The following is a 24,729-nucleotide window of genomic DNA, read 5'->3' on the forward strand; positions in this document are numbered from 1 at the left end:
TCGGTGTTCAGGCGCTGTGCGAGGTGCGCGGATTCGCCTCGCGGGCAGCAGCCAGCAAATCCGGCGGAAGCAGCAGCGGGATGCCCTGGTCGATCGGATACCGCCGCTTCTGCCCGTCTGCGCCGACGCCGGTGGTCACGAGTTCGCTGCCCTCCTGCACGAGCGAACTGCCCGTGACGGGACAGCGCAGGATGGCGATCAGTTCCGGGGAAAGGTTGGCCATGGGGGTCCGTTCTTGTTGGTCTTGGCGCCTACTGCGGCTCGCGCAGGATGCGCAGGTGCCCGCGCCGTGCGCCGCCCGGTTCTGCCGGCGGTTCCAGCGGTTCGCGGTGGCCGCGCTGCGCGGGCGGCTCTTCCACGGGCGCCGGCTCCGAGCCCGCCTCGCGGACGGCCTTGGCCAGCGCCATCAGGTCATCCGTGTTGGGCACCGGGGCCTGGTCCGGCAGCGCCAGCCGCAGCACCTCCCAGCCCCGCGGGACGGTCAGCCGCTGCGCGTGGTCGGCGCACAGGTCGTAGCTGTGCGGCTCGGCATAAGTGGCCAGCGGCCCCAGCACTGCGGTGGAATCGGCATAGACGTACGTCAGAGTTGCGATGGCCGAACGCTGGCAGGCCGAGCGTGAACATTGACGTATGGATCCCACGACTAAGCATCTTACCTGCCAATCCAGCCGGGTCGGGAAAGCGGCACGGCCGAGGCTGGAATACGCCCCGGGCTCCACGCGGGCTTGTTCCGTGCGGGGGCCGTGCGGACGGCAGCGGCTCCACGTTGACGACGCCGGTCCCTCCCCTGCCGTCGTGCGTTCGGCGGGGTGCGGGGCTAAAGTCGGTATATGGAAAACGGACCTTCACTCAGCATCAGAGTGGGCGATTCGGCGGAACCAGCAGCCACGCCGCGTTCGTTTGGGGAACGACGGCGGAACCGCCATGGGCGCGGACTGCGCGGTCCCCTGCTGCCCGCCCATCTGCCGGGCAACCTCAGCCGGGCCGAACGGTTCGAGGGCTGGGTCTCCGATTCCGCGGAACGGCTGCACTATTTCTGGGGCGATCCGATCGAAGCCGCGCAGTTCGTGGTGGCGGACATCCCGCCGGATCTGGAAGTCCTCGTCGCGCGGGGCGATCCTGCCCCGCTCGGAAGCTTCACGCCGGCCGGCCCGGGGCGGCCGGCCGTGGTCACCGTGTACCGCAGGCCGGTGGAGATCGCCGCCCACAGCCGGGAGGAACTGCCGGAACTGGTGCACGACGTCGTCGTCGAACAGACCGCTCACCTGCTCGGGATGTCTCCTGAAGCTGTCGATCCCGGCTACGGCCACTCCTGACCCTTCAGGACTTCGGTCAGTAGCCGATGACGACCGGCACGCTCTGCTGGCCCTGGGTGCCCTGCGGGATCGGCAGCACCGAAATGTCCGGCTTCGATCCGTTGGTGACGACCTGCGAACCGTAGACCGCATCGCCCGTGGCACTGACCAGGAGCGCGGCAGGATCGCCTCCGTCCTTGGCATCGGCCGTCACTGTGGTCCCGGCGGGCACCGAAATCTTCCGCTCCGCCCCGATATTGCCCTTCACGTCCACCGGGCGCAGGCTGATTTGGGCATCGCCGTCCGGCGCGGTGAAGGACAGCTTGGAGCTTCCGGCCGGCGGCAGCACGGCCAGGTGCTCGCTTCCGAGCCTCCCAGACGAGGGCGCCCAGCCGAAGTCCACCGGCTTATCGGTGCCCGTGCCGCGGCTGACGCGGGCAGCAGCGTTGATCGAGACGTTGGACGAGATGTCCGCCGAGTACGTTCCGGCCGGCAGCGAGTCCAGCGGGATGGAGAGCACGCTGCCCCCCGCGGCCGTCAGCACGCCACCGCCCGGCAGCTCAACCTGGCCCTTGGGACCGAACAGGCGGACCTCGAGCGTGGCATCGCCGCTGCCCGGGACCACCACTTCAAGGGCCGGCGCCGCCTTCTCGTAGCCGCTCTGGCCGCGGATCTGCCGGGCCACCTTCGCGTCCTGGACCTCGATGCCCGTGACCACCTCGCGCAGGCCCGGGCCGTTGCCCGGCTGCAGCAGTTCGACGCCGCCCGGGGTCAGCCCGCGCAGCACGCTCTGCTGGATGGTTCCCGCGACCGCCCCGCCCGAGGAACTGACGTGCACGGCCAGCGATTCCTGGCCCGCGGCGAGCCCGGCAAGCACCCAGGAACGGCTCTCCCCCGGTGCCAGCAGCAGCCCGCGGCTTCCCGCGGCCTGGATAGGGCCCTTGGATCCGATCAGTTCAAGGTCAACGGTCGACGGCGTTTCGCTTGCGTTGTAGAGGTTCAGCACGGAACTGGCACCCACGGTTGTGGAGGCGCCGAGCAGCCAAAAGTCATTCGATGGGGTAAGGCAGTTGGCTGCCGCCAGGCCGCGCAGGTCGCCGTCAGAAGCGGTGTAGCTCATGGCGGCTCCGGCGCGCGCGTGCTGTTCGCCCAGCGGTTCCACCGACAGTACCGTCGGCGCCGTAATGTCCTGCCCGGCCACCACCTTGGCCACAACCTTCGTCTCTCCGGCCTCATTGCTTCCGCTGGAGCCGGCCTTCCCCGTGAAGTCAGCGATCTCGATCAGTGGCGAATCCGCACCGAGTTCGGTGAGGGCGCTGCCCGGGATGGTGCCGCCGAGGTCGCTGAAGACGGTGGCGCGAGCCTTCGTGACGGCCGTCTTCGAGACCGGGCTGAATTCGGGGTCCACTTCGTCGGCGGCGCTGTCCAGCAGCTTCAGCGGCTCCGGGCACACGGCGGTGAGGTTGCCGGCAGGGACTGCTGCGGAGATGGGATCAAGCTGCGCGGCGCCGCGCGGCGGCTCGAAAAAGCTGCCCGCTGCAACCGCGCCGACGCCCAGCAAGAGAACTCCGACGCCGGCCGCGGCCCCGAGCAGGGGACCTTTCCGCCGGGCGTTCCGGGGTTCGCCTCCGGCCCCCGGGATTGCGGAAGAACCGGAGGAATCGGGGGCCGATGCCGGGACCGGATCGGATCCCGCGGAACCCGCCGGCGGGACAGTCGCGGCTGAGGCGGAAGCATCCATGTCCGGAGGCCCGGCGGCTGCCGCGGTGGCAGCCGCCCCGGCAGCCGTGGCCTCGCCAGCCTGCCCGGCGGCCGTCGCCTGGTCAGCCTGCCCGGCGACCGTCGACTGGTCGGCCTGCGCGGCAGCCGCGGCCTTGTCGGTCTTGCCGGTCTTGCGCGCCTTCTTCGCTGCCTTGGCTTCCTTGGCGGCCTGCGCCTTATCCGCTGCCTTGGCGGCTTTGTCCCGGGTAGCTTCCCGCGCTGCCCGGGCCTTCTCGGCTTCCCGCGTGGCCTTCCGTGCCTGGCGCCCCTGCGCCGGGGCAACGTCCGGCTCCGGCAGTTGCTCTTCTCCTGGCTTGTCCGCCATGGCTATGTGTCCTTCCCGGCCGTGGCAGGCACGGAGTCGTCCCGGCGGTCATCGTCAGCGCGGGCGCTGTCCGGCTCCGGTCCGGCTCCAGCCCCGGCGGCCGGACTCTCCTGCCGGTCCTTTCCTAGGCCCTCTGTCAGGCCATCGTCCGGACCTTCCGCCAGGCCTTCCGCCTGGCCTTCGCCCCGGTAGTCCTCGATGCGGTCGATCTCGTGCGCCGCCACCTGCAGTTCGCCCGGGCTGCTGTCCGAGCCCGTGGTCTTCACATGGTCGATCCGCCGCGGGACGAACCGCCGGCGTGCAGGGATCGGCACTGCCAGCAGCACGGTGACTCCGATCAGCAGCACCTGTACGGTCCCGATCCAGACTCCCCAGGGGTTGCTCAGCCAGATCCTCAGCTCGCCACCGGCATTCTCGGGAATCCTGAACCCCTGGGCCCACCCGTTGTCCGCCACCTCCAGCGGCTGGCCGTCCAGCGTGGCCCGCCAGCCTGGGTTGATCCTTTCCGCAAGCATGACGGTGCGCCCCGATGGACCTTCCGGAACGGTGGCCCCGGCCGAAACCCAGGATGAGTCGATCGTCTGCAGCAGCTTGCCGTTCGCGTCGACAACCCGCACCCGGCTGGTCGATGTCCCGGCCGCGGGATCCTCCTCCGTGCCTTCCGGAACCACGCGCCAAAGCCAGCCCGCGTCCGTGCGCCCCACGGCGGCCAGGCCGGGGACGGAGTCGATCTTGTGGGCCAGCAATTCGGCAGCGGTATCCGACTGCTGCAGCACGACGAAACCTACTCCGAGGCGTGCGAGCTCTTCACGCGGATCGGCGCCGCTGGCAGCGGCCAGGATCGCGACCGTATCCCGCGTCGCCGCCGCCGCACCGTCGTCTTCGCGCCGGACCGCATCCAGCAGGCCTCCGGTGATGGGCCGGGCGGCGTAAATGCTGGACAGTTGGTCCATGGTCGTGCCGCCGCTGTGCATCACGGCCGCCGAAATTTCCCCGCCCTCGGTTCCCAGTACCAGCGTGCGGGTTCGCTCCGCCGACATGCCGCGGTCCGTCGCGGTCGCCGGCAGGATCCGTTCGCCGCCGGGGGCAACGAGCATTCGCGTGCCGAAGTCCGTGAGCGTCCGGCCCTCGGCCGCTACCGCCTCCTCCTGGATCAGCTGCGGAAGCAGCCAGTGTGCCAGGTTGAGGACCGGCCCCGCGGCCAGGACAACGACGGCGATGGTTGCGATCGCGCGGTAGGCGCCTTGCCGTGTGCGGCCCAGGCCTTCCACGCGCGCCAGCCAGCGGTCCGCTCCGACCAGCGCGGCGACGGCCAGCAGGAAGAGCGCGAGCGAGACGAACGGCCCGGTAAAAGGGGTGACCATGGTGCCCGGAGCGATGCCGGTGGCCACCATGGCGGAAACCCAGCTGGCGGCCAAGGTGGCTGCGGCACCCAGCCAGGCCACACGTGCCACGCCGCGCCCTGGACCCGGCAGCAGTGCCCCGGCCGCCGACAGCACGAGCATGGGCACCGCAGTCAGCAGCGCGAAAACCAGCGCCCAGGGCGCCGCGGCCCACGACTCCAGGAGACCGAAGGCACCCAGTCCGGCACTGGCGTCGAACTCCACGGGGAAGCCCATCACCTGCTGCCAGAGCGGAGCGGCGTCGAAGCCCAGCGGCACGCCCGGGTCCCCCAGCAGCGCGCGCGGCGTGTCCAGCGCGGAAATGACCATCGGCAGCGCGAGGGCCAGAGGGGGCACGAGCGCCCACCAGACGGTGCGGGCGCGCCGGCCCAGCGACAGGCTGATGACGCCGACGAAGACAATGATGACCGGCAGCAGCGCCGGGGCGGAAGCGGTGATGACAGCGAAGGCCAGGCCGCCCGCCGCCGCGGCAGTCCAGGACGGGATGCCGTTGATGCCGGGCTTGTGCACGATCTCGGGGCGCGGCTTCAGCGGGTCCGGATTCTGCCGCTGGAGGGCCGACCCCGTCGCGCGCGCCAGGCCGAGTACAGCCCACGGGATCATCAGGTGGGCAATGAGGGCTCCGAGACGCCCGGAGCCGAGCGCCACCTGGAGCGCGGGCAGCGCAGCCCAGAAGAACGCAGCCCATAAGCGCAGGGCGCGCCGCTGGGTGAAGGCACCGGCGGCCATCCATGCCGCGACACCGGCCAGCGGCATCGCCAGCAGGACCAGCGCCAGGACTGCGGCCGACCCGTTGCCCAGCCCGAGCAGGGCAAGCAGCCACAGCACATAGCCGAACGGGTCGCCGTGGCCGGGAAGGCCCGAGCCCAAGCTGATCCACCACGTTGAGGCGTTGTTCCAGATTTCGCCCAGGTCCGCGGAGACGGGCCGCAGGGCACCGCCGGCCAGCGCGGGCACGCCGAGGAAACCGAACATTCCAATGATGGACACCAGGGCAAGGACCAATGCGGCAACCACGGCGCCGGTGCCTACCCAGGAGCGCAGCGGCGCCGCGAGGGCGGCGAAATCGTCCGAGCCGCCGGTCGGCTCGTGGCTCCCGGCGGAGTCCGTGCCGGTGCCGTCCCCCACCACGTGCTCGGCGCTCAGCGACTCCATCAGCGACCGGCGGTAGGCGAAGACGTCCTGCCGCCGGACCATCAGCGGGCGCACGATGTTGCGCGAGGTTGCACGGGTCCGCGCGGCCTGCTTGCGGGACTGGAGGAAGTCCATCGGCCGGAACAGCGCCTGTAACGTCGCAATCAGCTGACGCAAGCCGTGTCCGGGATCCTTGGCCACCGTGCTGGCGACGAAGCTGAACAGCCCGCCCAGCAGGCTTCCGGCCCACAGGAACGGCAGCTTCCACAGCGGAGCGTGCTTCAGGCGGAGGTGGACCTGGGCCCGGCGGGCGGCCATGGCGGACGAATGGTGGTTGGCCCGGGCCGCCGTCGCGTGCCGGACGATCGCCGTCGGAACGACCACTACCCGGTGCCCGGCGAGCCTGTTGCGCCAGCAGAGGTCCACGTCGTCGCCGATCCCGGGAAGCCCCGGGTCGAAGCCGTCCAGCTGGTCGAACACGTCGCGCCGGATGAGCATGCCGGCGGAATTCACGGCAAAGAAGTCGCTGCGGCCGTCGTACTGGCCCTGGTCGAGTTCGTCCAGGTCGATCATGGTGAGCCGCTCGGCGCCGCGGCTGATGGTCAAGCCGGCATCGATCAGCTTGCGCGGGTTGTCCCAGTCCACCTGCTTGCAGCCGGCAATGGTCACCGACGGCGCGGTTTCGACGGCGAGCAGGAGTTCTTCCAGAGCCTGGGGTTCCGGAGCGGAATCGTCATGCAGCAGCCACAGCCATTCCTGCACCTTGCCGCCCGGGCCGGCCTCCCCGCCGGCCATGTCCGCCTGCTCAAAGGGATGCCTGCCGAGTTCCTCCACCGCAACGCGGACCGCGGCGCCGAAACCGTTCCGGTCCGGCGCCGTCGCCACCGGGCTACCCTGCGGCAGGGCCGAGCGCAGCACGTGGCCGGACGCGTCGGTCGAACCGGCGTCCACGCCGATGTGGAAGTCGGCCTTGCGGGTCTGTGCGTCGAGGGCTTTGAGGGTGCGGGGCAGGTAGCCGGCGCCGTTATGGGCTACGACGACGGCCGTTACGCGAACTTGCTGGTGAATCAGACTGCTCTCTTCCGTAAGCGGCGGCGCTCGCGCTCCGAGAGCCCGCCCCAAATGCCGAACCGTTCGTCGTGTTCCAGCGCATACTCCAGGCATTGCGCCCGCACGGTGCAGGAACCGCAAACCTTCTTGGCGTCCCGGGTGGAACCGCCCTTTTCCGGGAAGAACGCTTCCGGGTCAGTCTGGGCGCACAGGGCGTCCGCCTGCCAGGCCAGTTCCCCTTCGTCCGCCGGATCCAGGCCGGGCAGGCCGATCCAGACAGCCTGCTCCTTGCGCTCCGGTGCCTCGCGCAACCGGCGGCCCGGCTCCTGCAGCCCCTCGGCTTCCTCCGGAGCGTCGCCTGCGCCGGCGTCCAGCGCCTCGTGCGCGGCCAGGAAGGCGGTCGCCGCGTCGTCCAGGGAGGGCCGGCTAGCCTCCCGGTAGCGGTCCGCGGCGGACGGGTCGGCCGGATCGACATACCAGTCTGCAGGTACGCCGCGGGAACCGTAGCTGACTGAAGCCTGCGCTTCCAAGTCTTCACGGTATTGAATTCGCTCTGCCTGCCCCATGAGCCCTCCCGGTTCTGATGTACCAGCCTGATGCCAAGATGCGCTTCTGCCCGTTCGCAGACGCCGCGGCCGTTGCTGTTCCACCCATAATTACATTGGTGTAATACGGCTAAGTCAAGCGAAGGCGGGAATCTTAGCCATTGGCCATCGCAATTTGCGTGTACGCCACGCCCGGGCGCGTGGGATGCTTTGTGGCAACAGGCCGACCGAAGCCCGCCGATCCTTGACGATAGCTTTAACCGAGTACAGCTGCCACCGCCTGTGTCCTTCCGCACAGGCCGATTTTCCACAGGAGAAACCGTGAGCCAAGCCCGCACCATCGACCAACTGCTTGCCCTGCTGCGCCCGGACTCCTCCCCCGCGCTCGTCTGGTACGGCCCGGACGGCGAACGCGTGGAACTCTCCGGCCGCGTGCTGGACAACTGGGTGGCGAAGACGGCGAACCTGCTGGCCGAGGAACTGGACGCCGAACCGGGCGCGGTGGTCAGGCTGGCCATGGCACCGCACTGGCGGTCGGTCGTCTGGGCGCTGGCGAGCTGGCAGGTGGGCGCGACGGTGGATGTGGCCCCCGGAGGCAACGCCCGCGCGGAAGGCGCGGACGTCGTCGTCAGTTCCGATCCCGCGGCGCTGGGTGCGGGTCCCGCCTACCAGGTGGCCGTGGCCGAGGGCGCCCTGGCTCTGGGCTGGCCCGGCGAGCTGCCGGACGGGGTGCTGGACTACGCGGCCGAGGTGCGCTCGTATGCGGATGTGTTTTTGGGGGCCGGGTCCGCGGATCAGCATGCCATCGCCCTAAAGCACGACGGCGGGGAGGTCACCTTTGCGCAGTTGCTGCAGCTCGAACCCGCGGCGCGAAACATCCTGGTGCCGGCTACGGCGGACTGGGCGGACGTGCTCCGGACCGCGGTGGCGACCTGGCTCGGCGGCGGCACGACCGTGCTGGTGCACCCGGCGGCACACAGCCCCCACATCGTGGAGAACGAGCGGATCAGCGAGCAGCTTTAGCCCGCCGCCAGCCGGGCCCGTCAGCGTTCCGGCGTGCTGCCGGCCCCGGGACGTTTCGGGGCCTTTTCTCCCGGCTGCGCCCCGTGGCTGCCGTGCCGGCCGTGCGGGGCCTGGGCGGGCTCCTCGTCGTGCTCGAAGATTTCGTGGTCATGCGCGAATTCCGGCTCGGAGTCCAGCTCCGCGTTGAAGACGAGGAAGCGGTAGGCGAAAAAACGGACCACGGTGGCCAGCACGGTGCCGAAGACGCCGGCCGCCAGCAGCTCGGTCCGCCCGTCGATCTCCAGCAGGTACTTGGCGACCCAGACGCAGCCCGCCGAGATCAGCATGCCGATGACATTGATCACCACGAACATGATGAGTTCCCGCACGGGATTGGGCTGCCGCCGGTCCCGGAACGTCCAGTAGCGGTTGGCCAGCCAGGAGAACAGGGTGGCCACGGAGGCCGAAACCAGCCGGGCCTTGACCTCGCTCTGGGACATCGGGCCATTAATGAGCCACCAGTACAGCCCGTTGTCGATAACGAAGGCGACGCCGCCTACCGTGCCGAATTTCGCGACTTCGCGCCAGAAGAGCGAGACGAGGCCCCGGATGCGTTCTGCCATCGTTCTGTGCATAAGCTGCGCTTCGATTCCTCTCATGGATGCGGGCGGCACGGGCGGACGCCAACGGCCCATTGTAGGACCGCCGGCTGGATGGTTCCTAAGAGCGGCCCGCCCTGAACGGGCGACGCGCGCGCTTGCCAGCCGGTGCTCAGGCGGGTTCGGTACGCTTACTGAGTGACTTTCCCCGTAATCGGCGTGGTTGGCGGAGGCCAGCTCGCGCGCATGATGGCGCCCTGCGCAATTGCCCTGAACTTCGAACTCCGCGTCCTGGCCGAGGCCGAAGACGTCTCGGCGGTCGCCGCCGTCGCCAATGCCCCGGTGGGCGACTATAAGGACCTGGACACGCTGCGGCGCTTCGCACAGGGCCTGGACGTGATGACGTTCGACCACGAACATGTCCCCACCGCCCATTTGCAGACCTTGATCGCCGAGGGCGTGAACGTCCAGCCGCATCCGGACGCCCTCATCCACGCGCAGGACAAGCTTGTGATGCGCTCCGTGGTGGAGAAGCTGGGGCTACCCAATCCGGCCTGGGCAGCCGTGTCCACCGTGGAAGAACTGGTGGAATTCGGCGATAAGGCCGGCTGGCCGGTGGTGCTGAAGACGCCGCGCGGCGGGTACGACGGCAAGGGCGTCCGCATCATCGACGGCCCCGAAGCCGCCGCCGAGGCCGCCGGCTGGTTCACCGGCACGCCGCTGCTGGCCGAAGACAAGGTTGACTTCAGCCGCGAGCTGTCGGCGCTGGTCGCCCGGACCCCCTCAGGGGAAGCCAAGGCGTGGCCCGTGGTCCACACCATCCAGGTGGACGGCGTCTGCGACGAGGTCATCGCCCCCGCGCCGGAACTTCCCGCCGAGGTGGCCGAGGCAGCCAGCCAGGCAGCGCTGCGGCTCGCGGAAGAACTCGGCGTCACCGGAGTCATGGCCGCCGAGCTCTTCGAAACCCCCGGCCAGGGGGCCGGCTTCGTCATCAATGAGCTGGCGATGCGCCCGCACAACACCGGCCACTGGACCATGGACGGCTGCGTGACCAGCCAGTTCGAGCAGCACCTGCGCGCCGTCCTCGACCTCCCGCTCGGGGGCACCGAACCGCTCGGGGACGTCGTCGTCATGAAGAATTATTTGGGCGGCGCGAATACGGACCTGTTCAGCATGTATCCGCAGGCCCTGGCCGCGGAACCGGACGTCAAGGTACACGGTTACGGCAAGTCCGTGCGTCCGGGACGGAAGATCGGACATGTTAACGTGGTGGGCCGAAAGGCTTCGGCCGTTGACGAGCTGCGCCGCAAGGCATCGCGCGTGGCTGCCATCATCCGCGACGGGATAGACCCGCAGGAAGGTAACTAATGAGCGAAACCCCACTTGTCGGCGTCGTTATGGGCTCCGATTCGGATTGGCCGGTGATGCAGGCAGCTGCCGACGCACTGGCGGAATTCGGCGTCCCCTACGAAGCCGATGTGGTCTCCGCGCACCGCATGCCCGAGGACATGATCAATTACGGCAAGCAGGCGCAGGACCGGGGGCTTCGCGCCATCATCGCCGGAGCCGGAGGAGCCGCGCACCTGCCGGGCATGCTGGCATCCGTCACGGCGCTGCCCGTGATCGGGGTGCCGGTTCCGCTGAAAACCCTCGACGGCATGGATTCGCTGTTGTCGATCGTGCAGATGCCGGCGGGCGTGCCCGTAGCGACGGTCTCGATCGGCGGCGCCCGCAATGCCGGGCTGCTCGCGGTGCGCATGCTTGCAGCGGGCACGGACGACCTGGCCGCGCGGCTGCGTCCCCAGCTGGCGGAGTTCGCCACCCAGCTGCGGCAGAGCGCCTATGACAAGGGCGCGGCGCTGCGGTCCAAGTTGTCATGAGCACGGACAGCGAAGGCGGCAGCCGCCACAGCGCCTACGGGTCCACCGACCCCGTCCGCTACCCGCAGAGCGCCGCGGCGCCGGTCCGGACCAAGCGGGCTTTCGTCCTGCTCCTCCTGACCGTCTTCATCCCGGGCAGCGCCCAGCTTGTCGCCGGCAGCCGCAGCCTCGGCCGCAAGGCGCTGGCCGTCACGCTGAGCGTCTGGGCCGTGCTCATCGCCGCCGGCATCATCGCCTTGATCAACTGGCCCTTCCTCGTCACCCTCGTCACCCACCGGTGGACCTCGCTGATCCTCGTGGGTGTGCTGGCCGTCCTGGCCGTGTTCTGGGCACTGCTGTTCCTGGACACGCTGCGCATCATCCGCCCGAAACTGCTGGCGCCGGGGATGCGGCCGATCATCGCCGTCAGCCTCGTGGTGCTGATGGGACTCACGGCCGGTTCGCTGGGCTACTCGGCCTACCTGCTCAATGTCAGCCGCAACACGATCGGCAGCATCTTCGAGTCCCGGCCCGCGTTCGATCCGGTGGACGGGCGCTACAACTTCCTGCTGATGGGCGGGGACGCCGGCGCCGGCCGCACCGGGCTTCGGCCGGACAGCATCCAGGTCGTGAGTGTGGACGCCGAGACCGGACAGACGGTCATGTTCGGCATCCCCCGCAACCTGCAGAACGCGCCTTTCCCCGACAATTCGCCGCTGAAGCAGGTTTACCCCAACGGCTTCGACTGCGGCGACGAGTGCATCATCAACGCCCTCTACGAGGATGTCGTCCAGAACCACGCCGACCTCTACCCCGGCGCCAAGGACCCCGGTGCCGAGGGCATGAAGGACGCGGTCAGCGGCGTCCTCGGCATCGAAATCCAGGCGTACGCGCTGGTGGACATGGGCGGCTTCGAACAGCTCGTGGACGCCATGGGCGGCATCACCGTCGACGCCGGCAACTGGGTTCCGATCTCCAACCGGTCCATTCCGGGCACCAACCAGCACTATCCCCCGAAGGGCTGGATTGCCCCCGGCGTCCAGAAGCTCGATGGCTACCATGCCCTCTGGTACGGGCGGTCGCGCGAATTCGCCACGGACTACGACCGCGTGCAGCGCCAGCAGTGCGTAATGCAGGCGATGGTCAAGCAGCTCGATCCGGGCACCGTCCTGACCCGCTTCCAGCAGCTAGCGGCCGCGGGTGAGCAGGTCGTGGAGACCGACATTCCGGGCGAGCAGCTGGGCAGTTTCGTCTCGCTGGCGATGAAGGCCAAGGGCGAGAAGATCGAGAGGCTGACCGTCGGCCCGCCGGACTTCGGCACCGCCGCCGACAACTTCGTCACCTACCCCGATTTCGATAAGGTCCACTCCCGCGTTCAGGAGATGTTCATCCAGAAGCAGGAGACTAAGAGCAAGGCTGCGTCCAAGCCCAAGGAATCGGGCAACGACGACGGCGGCAGCACCTCCGCAGACCAGGGAACCTCGGGCGGCGGCACCGGCGGGGAATCGTCCTCGCAGGAAACGCCGGCGGAACAGGCCCCGGCCACCCCCGAGCCCGAGATCACCGAGGAGTACCTGCAGCAGCTGGCCGAGATCGGCGACACCGCCACGCTCGGGGCGCTGCTGGCGGACAACGGCAACTGCAAGGTGCCCTAGGCTTACCCCTAGGGAGGTCCCCGGCCCTCGGGCTGCAGGACTCCACCGGCAGGCAGGTCCGCTGCGGCGGCAGGATCCGACAGAAGAGGCATCAAGCATGTATCGGTTGACCAACGTGATGCGACCCTACGCATGGGGTTCGCTGACCGCCATCGCGGACCTGTTCGGCCGCAAGCCCTCGGGCGGCCCCGAAGCCGAACTCTGGATCGGCGCACACCCCGATTCGCCGTCGACCGTTACCTTGCCGGACGGGGAGGAACAGCCGCTGACGGACTTTATCGACGACGCCCCCGGCCTCGCCCTCGGCGACGACGCGATGGGTCTGTTCGGGCCGAAGCTGCCCTTCCTCACGAAGGTGCTCGCCGCCGAGGAGGCCCTGTCCCTGCAGGTGCACCCCACGCTGGAGCAGGCCCGCGCGGGGTATGCCCGGGAGAACGAGGCCGGCATCCCGTTCACCGCCCCGGAGCGCAGCTATCGCGATGACAACCACAAGCCGGAAATGATCTTCGCGCTGACGCCGTTCCAGGCACTCTGCGGCTTCCGCGATCCGGCGGAGTCCGCCGCGCTCTTCCGCAACCTCCTCGAGCACCTGGTGACGGCCGACGCCCAGACCGACCTGCTGGAGCGCGTCATCGCGCTGCTCGAGGGACCCGAGCCCTCTGCCGCCATCCGGGACGCGTTCGTTGCGCTGCTCGACGGCGGCGCCGACGCCGCAGCCCTGGTCGACAGCACCGCCAACGTCCTGGACAAGCTGCCGGAGGGCGGCATCGGGCCCGAGCTCACCACGGTCCGCTGGCTGATCGAGCTGTACCCGAAGGACCCCGGGACCTTGATCTCGATGCTGCTCAACCTGGTGACCCTGGAACCGGGCGAGGCGCTCTACCTCCCGGCCGGAAACGTCCACGCGTACCTGAACGGCCTGGGCATCGAGGTGATGGCCACCAGCGACAATGTGCTCCGCGGCGGCCTCACCCCCAAGCACATCAACATTCCGGAACTGCTCACGATCACGGACTTCCATCCGATCGAGCCGCCCTACGTCCGGCCCCAGTTCACCGACGCCGGCCAGGAAATCTACTGCCCGCCGTTCGCCGAGTTCCAGCTCCAGCGGATCGAACTGAACGACGGCGCCACCCCCGTGGCGCTGGCGCAGCACGGTCCCGCCGTGGTGCTGGCCGTCAGCGGCGGGGCTATGCTGGACTCGCCGGTGACGGACCTGACCCTGCGGCGCGGCGACTCCGCGTTCATCCCGGCCTCCGAGCAGCCCGTGCTGGTCCATCCCGTGATCGACGGCGGTTCCCCCGCCGTGCTCTTCGCCGTGACCTGCGCAGGCAACGCCGCTGAATTTGACGAACAACGAACGGAAACCTACGAATGACTTCCTCCATCCTGCAGTCCGCCGCCTGGGCCATCTTCCAGCGCAGCCTCGGGAAGAAGGTATTCGAACAAAGCGGAGACGGCTGGTCCTTCCTGGCCATCCAGGAGAAGACCCCGCTGGGCAGCTTCCTCTACACCCCCTACGGCCCCACGGCGGCCGACGTCCCCGCCCTCGACAGCGCACTCGAAGCCCTGGCCGCATTGGCCAAGGCCGAGGGCGCACACTACGTCCGGGTTGAGCCCGTCGGCGCGGATCTAGGTGCCGACGCCGCCGCCGTGCTGTCCGGCCTCGGCCTCGTGAAGGCCCCGGCCGACATCCAGCCCCATCTGACGTGGATGGTGGACCTGACCCAGGACGAAGACGCCATCCTCGCCGGGATGCGCAGCACCAGCCGGAACCTCTACCGGAACATCCACAAGAAGGGCGTGACCTTCGAGGTTTCCACCGATCCGGAAGACATCTCCATCCTGCTCGGATTCCTCCACGACGTCTCCGAGCGCGCCGACTTCAAAGCCCAGTCGGACGACTACCTCACCCACGCTGCCCGCACCCTCATCCCGGCCGGCGCCGCCAAGCTCTTCATCGCCAAACTGGACGGCACCCCCATCGCGGCAGCCCTCTCGTACGATACGGAGACCACCCGCGTCTATGCCCATGCCGCCGCCGACGACAGCCACCGCAAGCTGAACGCCGGCATCCCGCTCGTCGTCACCATGATGATGGACGCCAAGCAGGCCGGCATGAGCCGGTTCGATATGTGGGGCGTCTCCCCCGAAGACGAACCCGACCACAAGTGGGCCGGCTTCTCCCGCTTCAAGCGCTCCTTCGGCGGCTTCGAAGTGGCCTACCCCGGCTCCTGGGACCTCCCCGTCAACAAGACCATGCACACCGCCTACGGCATCGCCCGCCGCCTGAGGGACGCCGCCGGCCCCGCGCTGCACAAGGCCCGCGCTGCCGCCGGCCCCGTCCTGCACAAAGCCCGCACCGCCGCCGGTCCCGCGCTGCAGAAGGCCCGCGCTGCAGTCGGCAAGGTCCGCAGCAGCCGCTGACCGCCCGGCGGGGACGCCGCGACTCGAGCACCCACCCGGCCTCCCCGCCCGCCAGCCACCCCGGCTTCCCCGCCCACCGGCTCGGCCTTCCACGTCCGCGGACCGCCCCGGGCTCGCCTTCCAGCCACCCTCGCGTCGGCCATCCCGGCCCTCCACCCATCGGCTCGGCCTCCTTTGCACGCCCAACTGTCCACGTTTAAGACGGGCCACTGGCATCGCCGCAGGTCAGGGCCTCGCTTGAAGCGTAAACATGGGCAGTGGGTCCTAAACGTGGGCAGTTCAGCCCGGCAGCTGCCCTGCCCCGGCACCCAGGCCCCTGCACCCTGACCCGGAGCCCGGCACCCAGGCCCCTGCGCCCTGACCCGGAGCCCGGCACCCCCGCAGCCGCCCCAACCCGGCGCTCGCACCCCGGCAGCCGCCCCCGCCCCTCCCCGGAACGCAAGGAACCCGCCGCGACCCGGAGGTTCCACCCCCAAGAGGCGGTCACCGCCCTGCCCAAGGCCTCCCTCACGCCCAACTGTCCACGTTTAAAACGGGCCACTGGCATCGCCGCAGGTCAGGGCCTTGCTTGAAGCGTAAACATGGACAGTCAGGCCTAAACGTGGACAGTTCAGCCCGGCAGCTGCCCTGCCCCGGCGCCGGGCACCCGCCCCGCCTCGGCGCCCTGGCCCCCGCCCCAACCCGGCGCTCGCACCCCGGCATCCGCCCCCCCCCGCCCGCTCCCGGCACCCGCCGCCTCGCCCCTCCCCGAACGCAAGGAACCCGCCCCGGCCGAAGCCGAGGCGGGTTCCTGGAAGCCGGAAGGCTCAGCGCTTGCGCGCGTAGGTCTCCCACTTGTCCGCACGGTGCTCGCCCTCGACGAAGCGGATGGTGCCGGACTTCGAACGCATGACGATGGACTGGGTCAGCACGCGGTTCGGCTTGTAGCGCACGCCGCGCAGCAGGTCGCCGTCGGTGATGCCGGTAGCCACGAAGTAGCAGTTGTCGCTGGTGACCAGGTCGTCCGTGGTCAGCACCCGGTCCAGGTCGTGGCCGGCGTCGATGGCCTTCTGCTTCTCCTCGTCGTTGGTCGGCCACAGGCGGCCTTGGATCACGCCGCCCAGGGACTTAATGGCGCACGCGGCAACGATGCCTTCCGGGGTGCCGCCGATGCCCATGAGCACATCCACGCCCGTGCCTTCGCGGGCCGCGGCAATCGCGCCGGCCACGTCGCCGTCCATGATGAACTTGGTGCGTGCGCCCGCGTCCCGGATCTCCTGGACCATCGGCTTGTGCCGGTCGCGGTCGAGGATCATCACGACCACCTGGTTGATCTTCTTGCCCTTGGCCTTGGCGATCAGGTGCAGGTTCTGCTTGATCGGCAGGCGCAGGTCCACGAGGTCGGCGGCCTCCGGGCCGGTGACCAGCTTCTCCATGTAGAACACGGCGGACGGGTCGAACATGGTGCCGCGTTCGGAGACAGCAAGCACGGAAAGCGCGTTGTTGATGCCCAGCGCGGTCAGCCGGGTGCCGTCGATCGGATCCACGGCCACGTCGCACTCGGCGCCGGAGCCGTCGCCGACCCGCTCGCCATTGAAGAGCATCGGTGCTTCGTCCTTCTCGCCTTCGCCGATCACCACGACGCCGTTGAAGTGGACGGTCGAAAGGAAGGAGCGCATGGCGTCGACGGCGGCGCCGTCCGCGGCGTTCTTGTCGCCGTAGCCCACCCAGTGGCCACCGGCGATCGCCGCGGCTTCGGTGACCCGCACCAGTTCCAGCGCGAGGTTGCGGTCCGGTTCATCATCGCGCACCGCCAGGGACGGCGAAAGCGTGGAGTACTGGGCGGCCTGAACAGCTTTGGACACGAGAACCTCATCTTCGAGCGGTTGGACACGGTTGTGCTTCACTTTCGATCATAGTCCGCCGCACCCGCCGCGACGTTTGTGACTGTGCACACGCAACCGGCAACCGCGTACGACGGCGGTGCCCGGCCCGTGCGGGTTAAGGGACAATGGAGGGGTGAGTGAAGTGCGTCCCGAAGCGACCGACCAGCCGGCCCCGACCCCCGTCCTGACGGCCAAGCAGGCCAAACGCGCCAATGCGACCGTCACCGGCATGCTGATCGCGATCGGGTTGACGATCGCCGTCTTCCTCCCGGTCTTCTTCCTCAACCCGGGCAGTAAGTCGGAAGTCTACGAACGTAACATTGACGTCCCCGGCGTGGCCGCGCAGGCGGAGGGGGCCGCCGGCTACCTGCCGCTCTCGGTCGAACTGCCGGAGCCGTGGCGCGCCAACTATGCCCGCTGGAACTCCGGCAGCAGCAGCCGGGTGCCGGCGTGGGAGGTCGGCTACCTGACGCCGAAGGGCCAGCACATCGCCCTGGTCGAGACGGACAAGGCCAACCCCACGTGGACGGCGCAGGCAACGGACAACGCCCCCGTCACGGGCGACCGAAAGGCCGGCGGCGAATCCTGGGAACTCCGCGACCGCGGCGAAGGCGAGAAGCATTTGGTCCTCGAGAAGGACGGCTACACGGTCATCCTCAGCGGGGCCGGGGAACTGGACGAGTTCGACACCGTGGCCGCCGCCGTCGTCAAGGAACTGGACGCCCCGGCCTCGCAGTAAGGTAAGCAGGGTGACTACCAACCTCACCCCCTCAGAAGCCTGGAAGAAACTGCTCGAAGGGAACGCCCGCTTTGTGTCGGGCGAGTCCGTCCATCCGAACCAGGATGCCGCCCGGCGCAGTTCGCTGGTCAATGAGCAGAATCCCTTCGCCATCATCTTCGGCTGCTCCGACTCCCGGCTGGCCGCGGAAATCATCTTCGACCTAGGCCTGGGCGACGCCTTCGTGGTCCGTACCGCCGGACATGTCCTGGACGAGGCCGTGGTCGGCTCGCTGGAATACGGCGTGGACGTCCTCGAGGTCCCGCTGATCGTCATCCTTGGCCACGACAGCTGCGGCGCCGTGACGGCCGCCAAGGAAACCGTGGACACCGGCGAGATGCCCCGCGGCGGTATCCGTGACCTGGTCGAGCGCATCACGCCGTCCGTGCTCTCCGCCCGCCGGGCCGGCAATGACACCCTCAACGACATGGTGATCGAAAACGTGCGGCAGTCCTCGGCGCGCCTGCTGGACAGCTCGCGGGCCATCTCGGAGGCCGTCGACGCGGGCCGGACGGCCGTCGTCGGCGTCGCCTACCGGCTTGCCGACGGACGCGCGGACCTGGTCGCCGGGCACGGCGCCCTCTAGTTCCGCGTCCCATGCCGAGCGCCGCCGCCGGGTGCGCAACACGATTCGGACCCGGCGCGGCGCAGGCATAAGCTTGGAGCCATGACTTCCACGACTGCCGACTCCGTTGAGTACCGCATTGAACACGACACCATGGGCGAGGTCCGCGTTCCGGTAGACGCCCTCTACCGCGCCCAGACCCAGCGTGCCGTCGAGAACTTCCCGATCTCCGGCAAGACGCTCGAGCGCGCGCACATCGAGGCACTCGCCCGCATCAAGAAGGCCGCCGCGACCGCCAACGCCGAGCTGGGCGTGCTGGACGGCGAGCTGGCGAAGGCCATCGAGGAAGCCGCGGACAAGGTCGCCGGCGGCGAATTCGACGGGCACTTCCCCATCGACGTGTTCCAGACCGGCTCCGGCACCTCCTCGAACATGAACACCAACGAGGTAGTCGCCGAGCTCGCCACGCGTGCGCTGAAGGATGCCGGCAGCGACAAGGTCGTCCACCCGAACGACCATGTGAACGCCTCGCAGTCCTCCAACGACGTCTTCCCGACTTCGGTCCACGTCGCCGCCACCTCCGCGCTGATCAACGACCTGATCCCGGCGCTGGACTACCTGGCTGCCTCGCTGGAGCGCAAGGCCGAAGAGTTCAAGGACGTCGTCAAGTCCGGCCGCACGCACCTCATGGACGCCACCCCTGTCACCCTCGGCCAGGAGTTCGGCGGCTACGCAGCCCAGGTCCGCTACGGCATCGAGCGCATCAACGCTTCCCTGCCGCGCGTGGCCGAGGTCCCCCTCGGCGGCACCGCCGTCGGCACCGGCATCAACACCCCGGCCGGCTTCTCCGCCCGCGTCATCGAGCTGCTCGCCGCGGATACCGGCCTGCCGCTGACCGAGGCCCGCAACCACTTCGAAGCCCAGGCCAACCGCGACGGCCTGATCGAAGCCTCCGGCCAGCTGCGCAACATCGCCTATTCCTTCATGAAGATCAACAACGACCTGCGCTGGATGGGCTCCGGCCCCAACACCGGCCTGGGCGAGATCGCCATCCCCGACCTGCAGCCGGGTTCCTCGATCATGCCCGGCAAGGTCAACCCCGTCATCTGCGAAGCCGCGATCATGGTCGCCGCGCAGGTCGTCGGCAACGACACGACCATCGCCCTGTCCTCCACCAACGGCGCCTTCGAGCTCAACGTCGGCATCCCGGTCATGGCGGCCAACCTGCTCGAGTCCATCCGCCTGCTCGCCAACACCTCCCGCGTGATGGCGGACAAGATGATCGACGGGCTCACCGCCAACGTGGAGCGCGCCCGCTTCCTGGCCGAGGCCTCGCCGTCCATCGTGACCCCGCTGAACAAGTACATCGGCTACGAGAACGCCGCCAAGATCGCCAAGCACTCCGTCAAGGAAGGCCTGACCGTCCGCGAGTCCGTCGTGGCCCTCGGCTTCCTCGAGCGCGGCGAGCTCACCGAGGAGCAGCTGGACAGCGCCCTGGACGTGCTCTCGATGACCACCCCGCCGCAGGCCAAGTAGCAAGCCTCCGGCCTCCCGGCGCCCCCGGTCCCCTGCGGACCGGGGGCGCCGCTGTGTTTCCCGCCATATTGTTGTGCACTTTCACTTCATGAGTGCAAAACTTTACTCTCGTGAGTGGGAGTGCAAAGTACGACGGCGGCGGGCTGAGGGAGCGCAAGCGCGCGGCTACCCGCCTGGCCATCACCGATGCCGCCCGTGCCTTGACCGCGGCACACGGGATCAGCGGCTTCACCGTGGAACAGCTGTGCGAAGAGGTTGGCGTTTCGCGCCGCACATTCTTCAACTACTTCCCCGGCAAAGAAGATGCCATACTCGGTGATCCGACCGACAGCATTCCGGAAGCCCTGGCCAGGGCCTTCGTCGAGGGCGGCCGGAAGTTTGCCCCCGTGCCGCAGACCGGCGCCCTGACGCCAACGCTGCTCGACGACTTCATCGAACTGGCCGCCGCCATGACCGAGCGCCTGGCGATGAGCCGGAAGGAACTCCTGCGGCTGCAGCAGGCCATTTCCAGCGAACCCAAGCTGATGGCCAAGGCCACTCACGGTACCCGGCAGGCGCAGGACGCCTTTGCCCAACTGCTGGCCGCCCGCGAGCGGCTGCTTCCCGAGGACCGCCGCATCCGCCTGGCCGTCAGCCTCCTGTCCGCCGTCGCCGAGCGCGCCGGAGCCGAATTCTTCGCCGAGTGGAACACCCGCAGCTACCGCGACATCCTTACCGACACCGTCAACACCGCCCGGGCCCTCCTGGCCCCCGAACAAGGACCCCTGTGAAAACTAACGCAGTCACCGCTGCACCCACTGAACCGCTGCTGCTGACCCAAAAGCGGATCTGGATCATCTTCTCCGCCCTGATTGCCGGCATGATGCTCTCCAGCCTCGACCAGACCATCGTCTCCACCGCCATGCCCACCATCGTCGGGCAGCTCGGCGGGGTGGAGCACCAGACCTGGATCACCACGGCCTATCTGCTCGCGACCACCATCGTGATGCCGATCTACGGCAAGTTCGGCGACGTCCTGGGCCGCCGCAATCTCTTCCTGTTCGCGATCGCCATCTTCACCCTGGCCTCGGTCGGCTGTGCCTTCGCGCCGGATTTCTGGACCTTCGTCGTCTTCCGCGCCATGCAGGGCCTGGGCGGCGGCGGGCTGATGATCCTCTCGCAGGCCATCATCGCGGACATCGTGCCGGCCAACGAACGAGGCAAGTACATGGGCCCGCTCGGCGGCATCTTCGGCCTCTCGGCGGTGGCCGGTCCGCTGCTCGGCGGCTACTTCGTGGACCACCTGACCTGGCAATGGGCGTTCTACATCAACATCCCCATCGGGATCGCCGCGTTCCTCATCGCCTATTTCGCCCTCACCCTCCCCACGAAGAAGGCACAGAAGCGGATCGACATGGCCGGCGTCGTACTGCTGTCCGCGGCCACGGCCTGCCTGATCTTCTTCACCGACTTCGGCGGGCGCAATGACTACGGCTGGGATGCGCCGCTGACCTGGCTGTTCGGCGCCGGCATGGTCCTCGCGGGAGTCCTGTTCGTGCTCGCGGAGCGCCGGGCCGAGGACCCGATCATCCCGCTGAGCCTGTTCCGCAACCGCATCTTCGTCAACAGCACCGCCATCGGGTTCACGCTCGGCGTCGCGATGTTCGCGGCCATCGCGTTCGTGCCGACCTTCCTGCAGATGTCCTCGGGCACCTCGGCCGCGGTCTCCGGCCTGCTGATGCTGCCGATGATGGTAGGCATGATGGGCACCTCGATCTGGTCCGGCATCGCCATCACCAAGTCGGGTAAGTACAAGGCCTACCCCATTGCCGGTGCCGCCGTCGTCATTGCGGCCATGCTCTGGATGACCACGCTGGCCGCGGCCACGCCGATCTGGGTGATCTGCGCCCAATTGTTCCTCTTCGGCGCCGGACTTGGCCTGATCATGCAGGTCGTGGTCCTCGTGGTGCAGAACTCCGTTCCCGCGGACCAGATCGGCACCGCCACGAGCTCGAACAACTACTTCCGCGAAGTCGGCGCGGCCCTCGGCGTCGCCATCTTCGGCGCGATGTTCACCTCCCGGCTCACCACGTCGCTGACCGAGGTCTTCTCGGGCTTCGGCGCCTCGGCACAGGACGCCGCCAACGCCACGGCCACCCTCGAGCCGCACGCCATGAGCCAACTGCCGGAGCAGCTCCGGGAGGGCATCGTCACCGCCTACGCGGAGTCGCTGGCACCGGTCTTCTGGTACCTGGTGCCGTTCCTTGTCATCGCGCTCGTCCTGGCCCTCACGATGAAGCAGATTCCGCTCTCCGACGTGGCCGGCATGGTGGCCCGGGGCGAGGCCATCGGCGGCGAGGAAGCAGAGCGGCTGGAAGCAGAGCGGTTCGCATCGGACCGCCGGGGCGGCGTTGACCGTACGGAGGTCGAACGGGAGCCGGCTTCCCGCCCCTAGGCAGCCCGGAAGGCGGCGGTCGGGCCGTTCGTAACGCATGCCGTCATGCCCGTAACCCCCAACTCTTTCCGGTGGGGGTTACGGGCCTTCCCGCAGCCTGCAGCCCGGGCGCCCACCGGCCCGCCCTCCCCCGCCATTCCGCCGAAAACCAAGGATGAAGGCGTCCGGGAACCGCCGCCGTCGGGCTCTTCCCGCCACCCTCCCTTAGCAGGTGCGATGGCCCGTTCAACCCCCAAACGTGGGGGCCGCTGTTTTCCCTCACCGGGGGTAGCCCGGTGCTACTGTAGGGGACATTCCGAGCAGCAACTCTGGACGGCCAGGCTCGCAGGTTTCGTCCACGGGGGAGTTGGTGCGCGCTCGCCCTTGGGGGGACCATGGCGTACGTACTTGGCATTGATGTCGGCACGAGTTTTACGGCCGCGGCGGTAGCCCGGACCGGCTCGCAGGGACCGGCAGGACCGCAATCGTTTCACCTCGGCCAGCGCGCCGCGACCATCCCGTCGGTGGTCTTCCTCGGCGGGGACGGCCAGGTCCTGGTCGGCGACGCCGCCGAGCGGCGCGCCGTCGACCAGCCCGAACGCGTGGTGCGCGAATTCAAACGCCGCGTCGGCGATTCCGTACCCATCGTCGTCGGCGACCGGTTCGCCGCCCCGGAAGAACTCCTTGCCACCATGGCCCGCTGGGTGGTGGACCGCGCAACGGAACGCGAGGGTTCCGCGCCGCTGGCCGTCACCGTATCCCATCCCGCGTCCTGGGGCGGCTACAAGTCCGAACTGCTGCGCCAGGCCCTGGCCCAGGCCGGCCTCGCGGATGCCGCCCTGGTCAGCGAACCCGAGGCCGCGGCCCTGCACTACGCCTCGCAGGAGCGCGTCCCGGAGGGCAGCCTTGTCGCCGTCTACGACCTCGGCGGGGGCACCTTCGACGCCGCGGTCCTCCGCAAGGACAGCAGTACCAGCTTCAGCCCGCTGGGCAGGCCGGACGGCATCGACCAGCTTGGCGGCGCGGACTTCGACGAAGCCGTGTTCAACCACGTGACCGCCAGCGCGGCCGAAGCCTTCGACGGACTCGACACTGCCGATCCCGCGGTCCTGCTGGCGCTCGCGCGGCTGCGCCGGGAATGCACCGAAGCCAAGGAAGCGCTGTCGTCCGACTCGGAGGCGACTATTCCGGTGCTGCTGCCCGGGGCGCAGACCCAGGTCCGGTTGGTGCGGCAGGAATTCGAGGCCATGATCGACGACGCCATCGGGCAGACCATCGGCACGCTCCGCAACACGCTGGAGGCGGCCGGCGTCGATCCCGTGCAGCTCAGTGCGGTGCTGCTGATCGGCGGCTCTTCGCGCATCCCGCTGGTGGCGCAGCAACTCTCGGCCGAGCTGGACCGGCCCCTTGCCATCGACGCCGACCCGAAGGCCTCGATCAGCTTGGGTGCCGCGCTCGCTGCGGCCGCCGCCCTGCCCGTTCCCGCGGCCGGGGATCCGGAGGCAACGGACGACGGCGGCAACGGCCCGGGCGCTGATCCTACCGATGCGGAGGAGGGCCGGGATGTGCTGTTGCCCGGTGCCGCCCCGACGCACCGGCCGGCGGAGGCCAAGCCCCGCCAGCACACCGCCGTGCGGGTCGGCGCCGTGGCCGCAGCGGTCGCCGGCCTGGCCGTGCTCAGCGCCACCGCCGCCCAGGCGCCGCTGGACCTTGGTTCCTTGGCGTCGATCGCTGGCGCGGGCACCGCCGACGCCGCCACGCCGGAAGGAACCGCCGGAACCTCGGGCACCGGCGGCGGGGGCGGCACCGCCGCAGGCGGCGGCGCCGGAGCCGTTCCCGCCTTCCCGCTCGGACCCGACGGTATGGGTCTGGACGGCAACGCCGGCCCCGGCTCCTCCCCCAGCCCGTCGACCCTGGCCGGAGGAGGCGATGCCCCGCGGATTCCGACGGGCGGCACGGATCAGCAGCAGGCCCCGGCGTCCGCGAGCCCGAGCGCGCCCGCCGCCGACGGGGTGTCATCTCCTGCGGCACCATCCTCCGGGACACCTGCCGCCGTCCCCTCCTCGGCACCGCCGGGCACCCAGGCACCCGCGCCGTCGACCCCGGTGACGCAGCCGGAGGCGCCCGCCCCGGCGCCGCAGCCTACGCAGCCGGCGGACCCTGCACCCGTCGATCCGGGGCCGGCACCGGATCCCGTGCCCGCCGACCCGCCGCCCGCAACCGACCCGGCCCCCGTCGAACCGCCGCCCGCAACCGAGCCGGCCCCGGTCGAACTGCCGCCCGTCACCGACCCGGCCCCCGCCGAACCGGTGCCGGTGCCCGCACCTACGGTCGCGCCCGAAACGGTGGCGCCGACCTCGGAGCCCGCGACCGTGCCTCCCTCCGACCCGGCACCGCCGGCACCGGAAGGGTGAGCCGGTTTGAATCCCGCGACGTCATCGCGCAGTTCTTCCTGCCTTCCGCCGGCTGCTGCCTGGGGCGGCCTTCTCGGCGACGCCGAGTCTGTTCCCCCGGGCA

The 24,729-nt window shown here is 69.5% G+C and carries 20 protein-coding genes; 13 read left to right on the plus strand and 7 right to left on the minus strand.

The features are described from left to right. Positions 1-7: 7 nt before the first annotated feature. A complete protein-coding gene (locus AHIS1636_RS00230) occupies positions 8-223 on the minus strand; it encodes a Trm112 family protein (protein ID WP_264793796.1) in 216 nt (71 codons plus the stop codon). A 28-nt stretch (positions 224-251) separates the two neighbouring features. Further along, positions 252-641, minus strand: coding sequence for a DUF3499 domain-containing protein (locus AHIS1636_RS00235; RefSeq protein ID WP_264793798.1), 390 nt, complete (start codon positions 639-641; stop codon positions 252-254). A gap of 189 nt (positions 642-830) precedes the next feature. Between AHIS1636_RS00235 and AHIS1636_RS00240 the strand changes: the two genes are divergently transcribed. Next, positions 831-1,316: a metallopeptidase family protein gene (locus AHIS1636_RS00240; protein WP_264793799.1), complete on the plus strand. Its 486-nt coding sequence runs from the start codon at positions 831-833 to the stop codon at positions 1,314-1,316. Positions 1,317-1,332: 16 nt separating this feature from the next. Here AHIS1636_RS00240 and AHIS1636_RS00245 read toward each other — a convergent pair whose 3' ends face one another. The 3 genes from AHIS1636_RS00245 to AHIS1636_RS00255 are packed head-to-tail and all read right to left on the minus strand — an operon-like array spanning position 1,333 to position 7,534. Then, the gene (locus AHIS1636_RS00245; protein WP_264793800.1) at positions 1,333-3,381 is read right to left on the minus strand and encodes a DUF5719 family protein; all 2,049 of its coding nucleotides are present in this window, start codon (positions 3,379-3,381) and stop codon (positions 1,333-1,335) included. 2 nt (positions 3,382-3,383) lie between these two features. Then, entirely contained in the window at positions 3,384-7,040 is a 3,657-nt protein-coding gene (locus AHIS1636_RS00250; protein WP_264793801.1) for a glycosyltransferase family 2 protein, read from the minus strand. Next, complete coding sequence (locus AHIS1636_RS00255; RefSeq protein ID WP_264793802.1) at positions 6,986-7,534, minus strand: WhiB family transcriptional regulator; 549 nt, start codon at positions 7,532-7,534, stop codon at positions 6,986-6,988. Before AHIS1636_RS00255 ends, AHIS1636_RS00250 begins: the two co-directional genes overlap by 55 nt. A gap of 300 nt (positions 7,535-7,834) precedes the next feature. On the opposite strand from AHIS1636_RS00255, the gene AHIS1636_RS00260 reads away from it, so the two are divergent. Then, a complete protein-coding gene (locus tag AHIS1636_RS00260) occupies positions 7,835-8,536 on the plus strand; it encodes a TIGR03089 family protein (protein WP_264793803.1) in 702 nt (233 codons plus the stop codon). Between the two features lie 20 nt (positions 8,537-8,556). Here the strand turns inward: AHIS1636_RS00260 and AHIS1636_RS00265 are convergent, their stop codons facing one another. Further along, positions 8,557-9,150, minus strand: coding sequence for a GtrA family protein (locus tag AHIS1636_RS00265; protein WP_264793804.1), 594 nt, complete (start codon positions 9,148-9,150; stop codon positions 8,557-8,559). 162 nt (positions 9,151-9,312) lie between these two features. On the opposite strand from AHIS1636_RS00265, the gene AHIS1636_RS00270 reads away from it, so the two are divergent. The 5 genes from AHIS1636_RS00270 to AHIS1636_RS00290 all read left to right on the plus strand — a co-directional run bounded on the left by AHIS1636_RS00270 (position 9,313) and on the right by AHIS1636_RS00290 (position 15,055). Then, entirely contained in the window at positions 9,313-10,482 is a 1,170-nt protein-coding gene (locus AHIS1636_RS00270) for a 5-(carboxyamino)imidazole ribonucleotide synthase (protein ID WP_264793805.1), read from the plus strand. Beyond that, positions 10,482-10,994: a 5-(carboxyamino)imidazole ribonucleotide mutase gene (gene purE, locus AHIS1636_RS00275; RefSeq protein WP_264793806.1), complete on the plus strand. Its 513-nt coding sequence runs from the start codon at positions 10,482-10,484 to the stop codon at positions 10,992-10,994. Before AHIS1636_RS00270 ends, purE begins: the two co-directional genes overlap by 1 nt. Next, positions 10,991-12,628: an LCP family glycopolymer transferase gene (locus AHIS1636_RS00280; protein ID WP_264793807.1), complete on the plus strand. Its 1,638-nt coding sequence runs from the start codon at positions 10,991-10,993 to the stop codon at positions 12,626-12,628. Before purE ends, AHIS1636_RS00280 begins: the two co-directional genes overlap by 4 nt. Positions 12,629-12,725: 97 nt before the next feature. Further along, complete coding sequence (gene manA, locus AHIS1636_RS00285; protein ID WP_264793808.1) at positions 12,726-14,006, plus strand: mannose-6-phosphate isomerase, class I; 1,281 nt, start codon at positions 12,726-12,728, stop codon at positions 14,004-14,006. Beyond that, the gene (locus AHIS1636_RS00290) at positions 14,003-15,055 is read left to right on the plus strand and encodes a lipid II:glycine glycyltransferase FemX (protein ID WP_264793809.1); all 1,053 of its coding nucleotides are present in this window, start codon (positions 14,003-14,005) and stop codon (positions 15,053-15,055) included. Before manA ends, AHIS1636_RS00290 begins: the two co-directional genes overlap by 4 nt. An 806-nt stretch (positions 15,056-15,861) precedes the next feature. Here AHIS1636_RS00290 and glpX read toward each other — a convergent pair. After that, positions 15,862-16,899, minus strand: coding sequence for a class II fructose-bisphosphatase (gene glpX, locus AHIS1636_RS00295; RefSeq protein ID WP_264793810.1), 1,038 nt, complete (start codon positions 16,897-16,899; stop codon positions 15,862-15,864). A gap of 154 nt (positions 16,900-17,053) precedes the next feature. Here glpX and AHIS1636_RS00300 point away from each other — a divergent pair, with 154 nt between their 5' ends. The 6 genes from AHIS1636_RS00300 to AHIS1636_RS00325 all read left to right on the plus strand — a co-directional run bounded on the left by AHIS1636_RS00300 (position 17,054) and on the right by AHIS1636_RS00325 (position 24,626). Further along, positions 17,054-17,659: a DUF4245 domain-containing protein gene (locus AHIS1636_RS00300; RefSeq protein WP_264793811.1), complete on the plus strand. Its 606-nt coding sequence runs from the start codon at positions 17,054-17,056 to the stop codon at positions 17,657-17,659. 10 nt (positions 17,660-17,669) lie between these two features. Then, positions 17,670-18,284: a carbonic anhydrase gene (locus tag AHIS1636_RS00305; protein WP_264793812.1), complete on the plus strand. Its 615-nt coding sequence runs from the start codon at positions 17,670-17,672 to the stop codon at positions 18,282-18,284. Positions 18,285-18,365: 81 nt separating this feature from the next. Continuing rightward, positions 18,366-19,799 (plus strand): class II fumarate hydratase, encoded by a 1,434-nt coding sequence (locus AHIS1636_RS00310; protein ID WP_262103621.1) that lies wholly within the window; start codon positions 18,366-18,368, stop codon positions 19,797-19,799. A gap of 110 nt (positions 19,800-19,909) precedes the next feature. Further along, positions 19,910-20,569, plus strand: coding sequence for a TetR/AcrR family transcriptional regulator (locus tag AHIS1636_RS00315; RefSeq protein WP_264793813.1), 660 nt, complete (start codon positions 19,910-19,912; stop codon positions 20,567-20,569). Then, on the plus strand, positions 20,566-22,233 hold the full coding sequence (locus tag AHIS1636_RS00320) for an MDR family MFS transporter (protein ID WP_264793814.1): 1,668 nt from the start codon (positions 20,566-20,568) through the stop codon (positions 22,231-22,233). Before AHIS1636_RS00315 ends, AHIS1636_RS00320 begins: the two co-directional genes overlap by 4 nt. Positions 22,234-22,607: 374 nt before the next feature. After that, positions 22,608-24,626 carry an Hsp70 family protein gene (locus tag AHIS1636_RS00325; RefSeq protein ID WP_264793815.1) on the plus strand — a complete coding sequence of 673 codons (2,019 nt, stop codon included), beginning with the start codon at positions 22,608-22,610 and terminating at the stop codon, positions 24,624-24,626. Positions 24,627-24,729: the final 103 nt, after the last annotated feature.

Source organism: Arthrobacter mangrovi, assembly GCF_026011795.1.
GTDB lineage: Bacteria > Actinomycetota > Actinomycetes > Actinomycetales > Micrococcaceae > Crystallibacter > Crystallibacter mangrovi.

Excerpts from the sequence above, each read along its gene's own strand:
- AHIS1636_RS00230 (WP_264793796.1), bottom strand. The coding sequence starts at position 223 with ATGGCCAACCTTTCCCCGGAACTGATCGCCATCCTGCGCTGTCCCGTC.
- AHIS1636_RS00240 (WP_264793799.1), top strand. The coding sequence starts at position 831 with ATGGAAAACGGACCTTCACTCAGCATCAGAGTGGGCGATTCGGCGGAA.
- AHIS1636_RS00245 (WP_264793800.1), bottom strand. The coding sequence starts at position 3,381 with ATGGCGGACAAGCCAGGAGAAGAGCAACTGCCGGAGCCGGACGTTGCC.
- AHIS1636_RS00255 (WP_264793802.1), bottom strand. The coding sequence starts at position 7,534 with ATGGGGCAGGCAGAGCGAATTCAATACCGTGAAGACTTGGAAGCGCAG.
- AHIS1636_RS00265 (WP_264793804.1), bottom strand. The coding sequence starts at position 9,150 with ATGCACAGAACGATGGCAGAACGCATCCGGGGCCTCGTCTCGCTCTTC.
- purE (WP_264793806.1), top strand. The coding sequence starts at position 10,482 with ATGAGCGAAACCCCACTTGTCGGCGTCGTTATGGGCTCCGATTCGGAT.
- AHIS1636_RS00280 (WP_264793807.1), top strand. The coding sequence starts at position 10,991 with ATGAGCACGGACAGCGAAGGCGGCAGCCGCCACAGCGCCTACGGGTCC.
- manA (WP_264793808.1), top strand. The coding sequence starts at position 12,726 with ATGTATCGGTTGACCAACGTGATGCGACCCTACGCATGGGGTTCGCTG.
- AHIS1636_RS00290 (WP_264793809.1), top strand. The coding sequence starts at position 14,003 with ATGACTTCCTCCATCCTGCAGTCCGCCGCCTGGGCCATCTTCCAGCGC.
- AHIS1636_RS00310 (WP_262103621.1), top strand. The coding sequence starts at position 18,366 with ATGACTTCCACGACTGCCGACTCCGTTGAGTACCGCATTGAACACGAC.
- AHIS1636_RS00325 (WP_264793815.1), top strand. The coding sequence starts at position 22,608 with ATGGCGTACGTACTTGGCATTGATGTCGGCACGAGTTTTACGGCCGCG.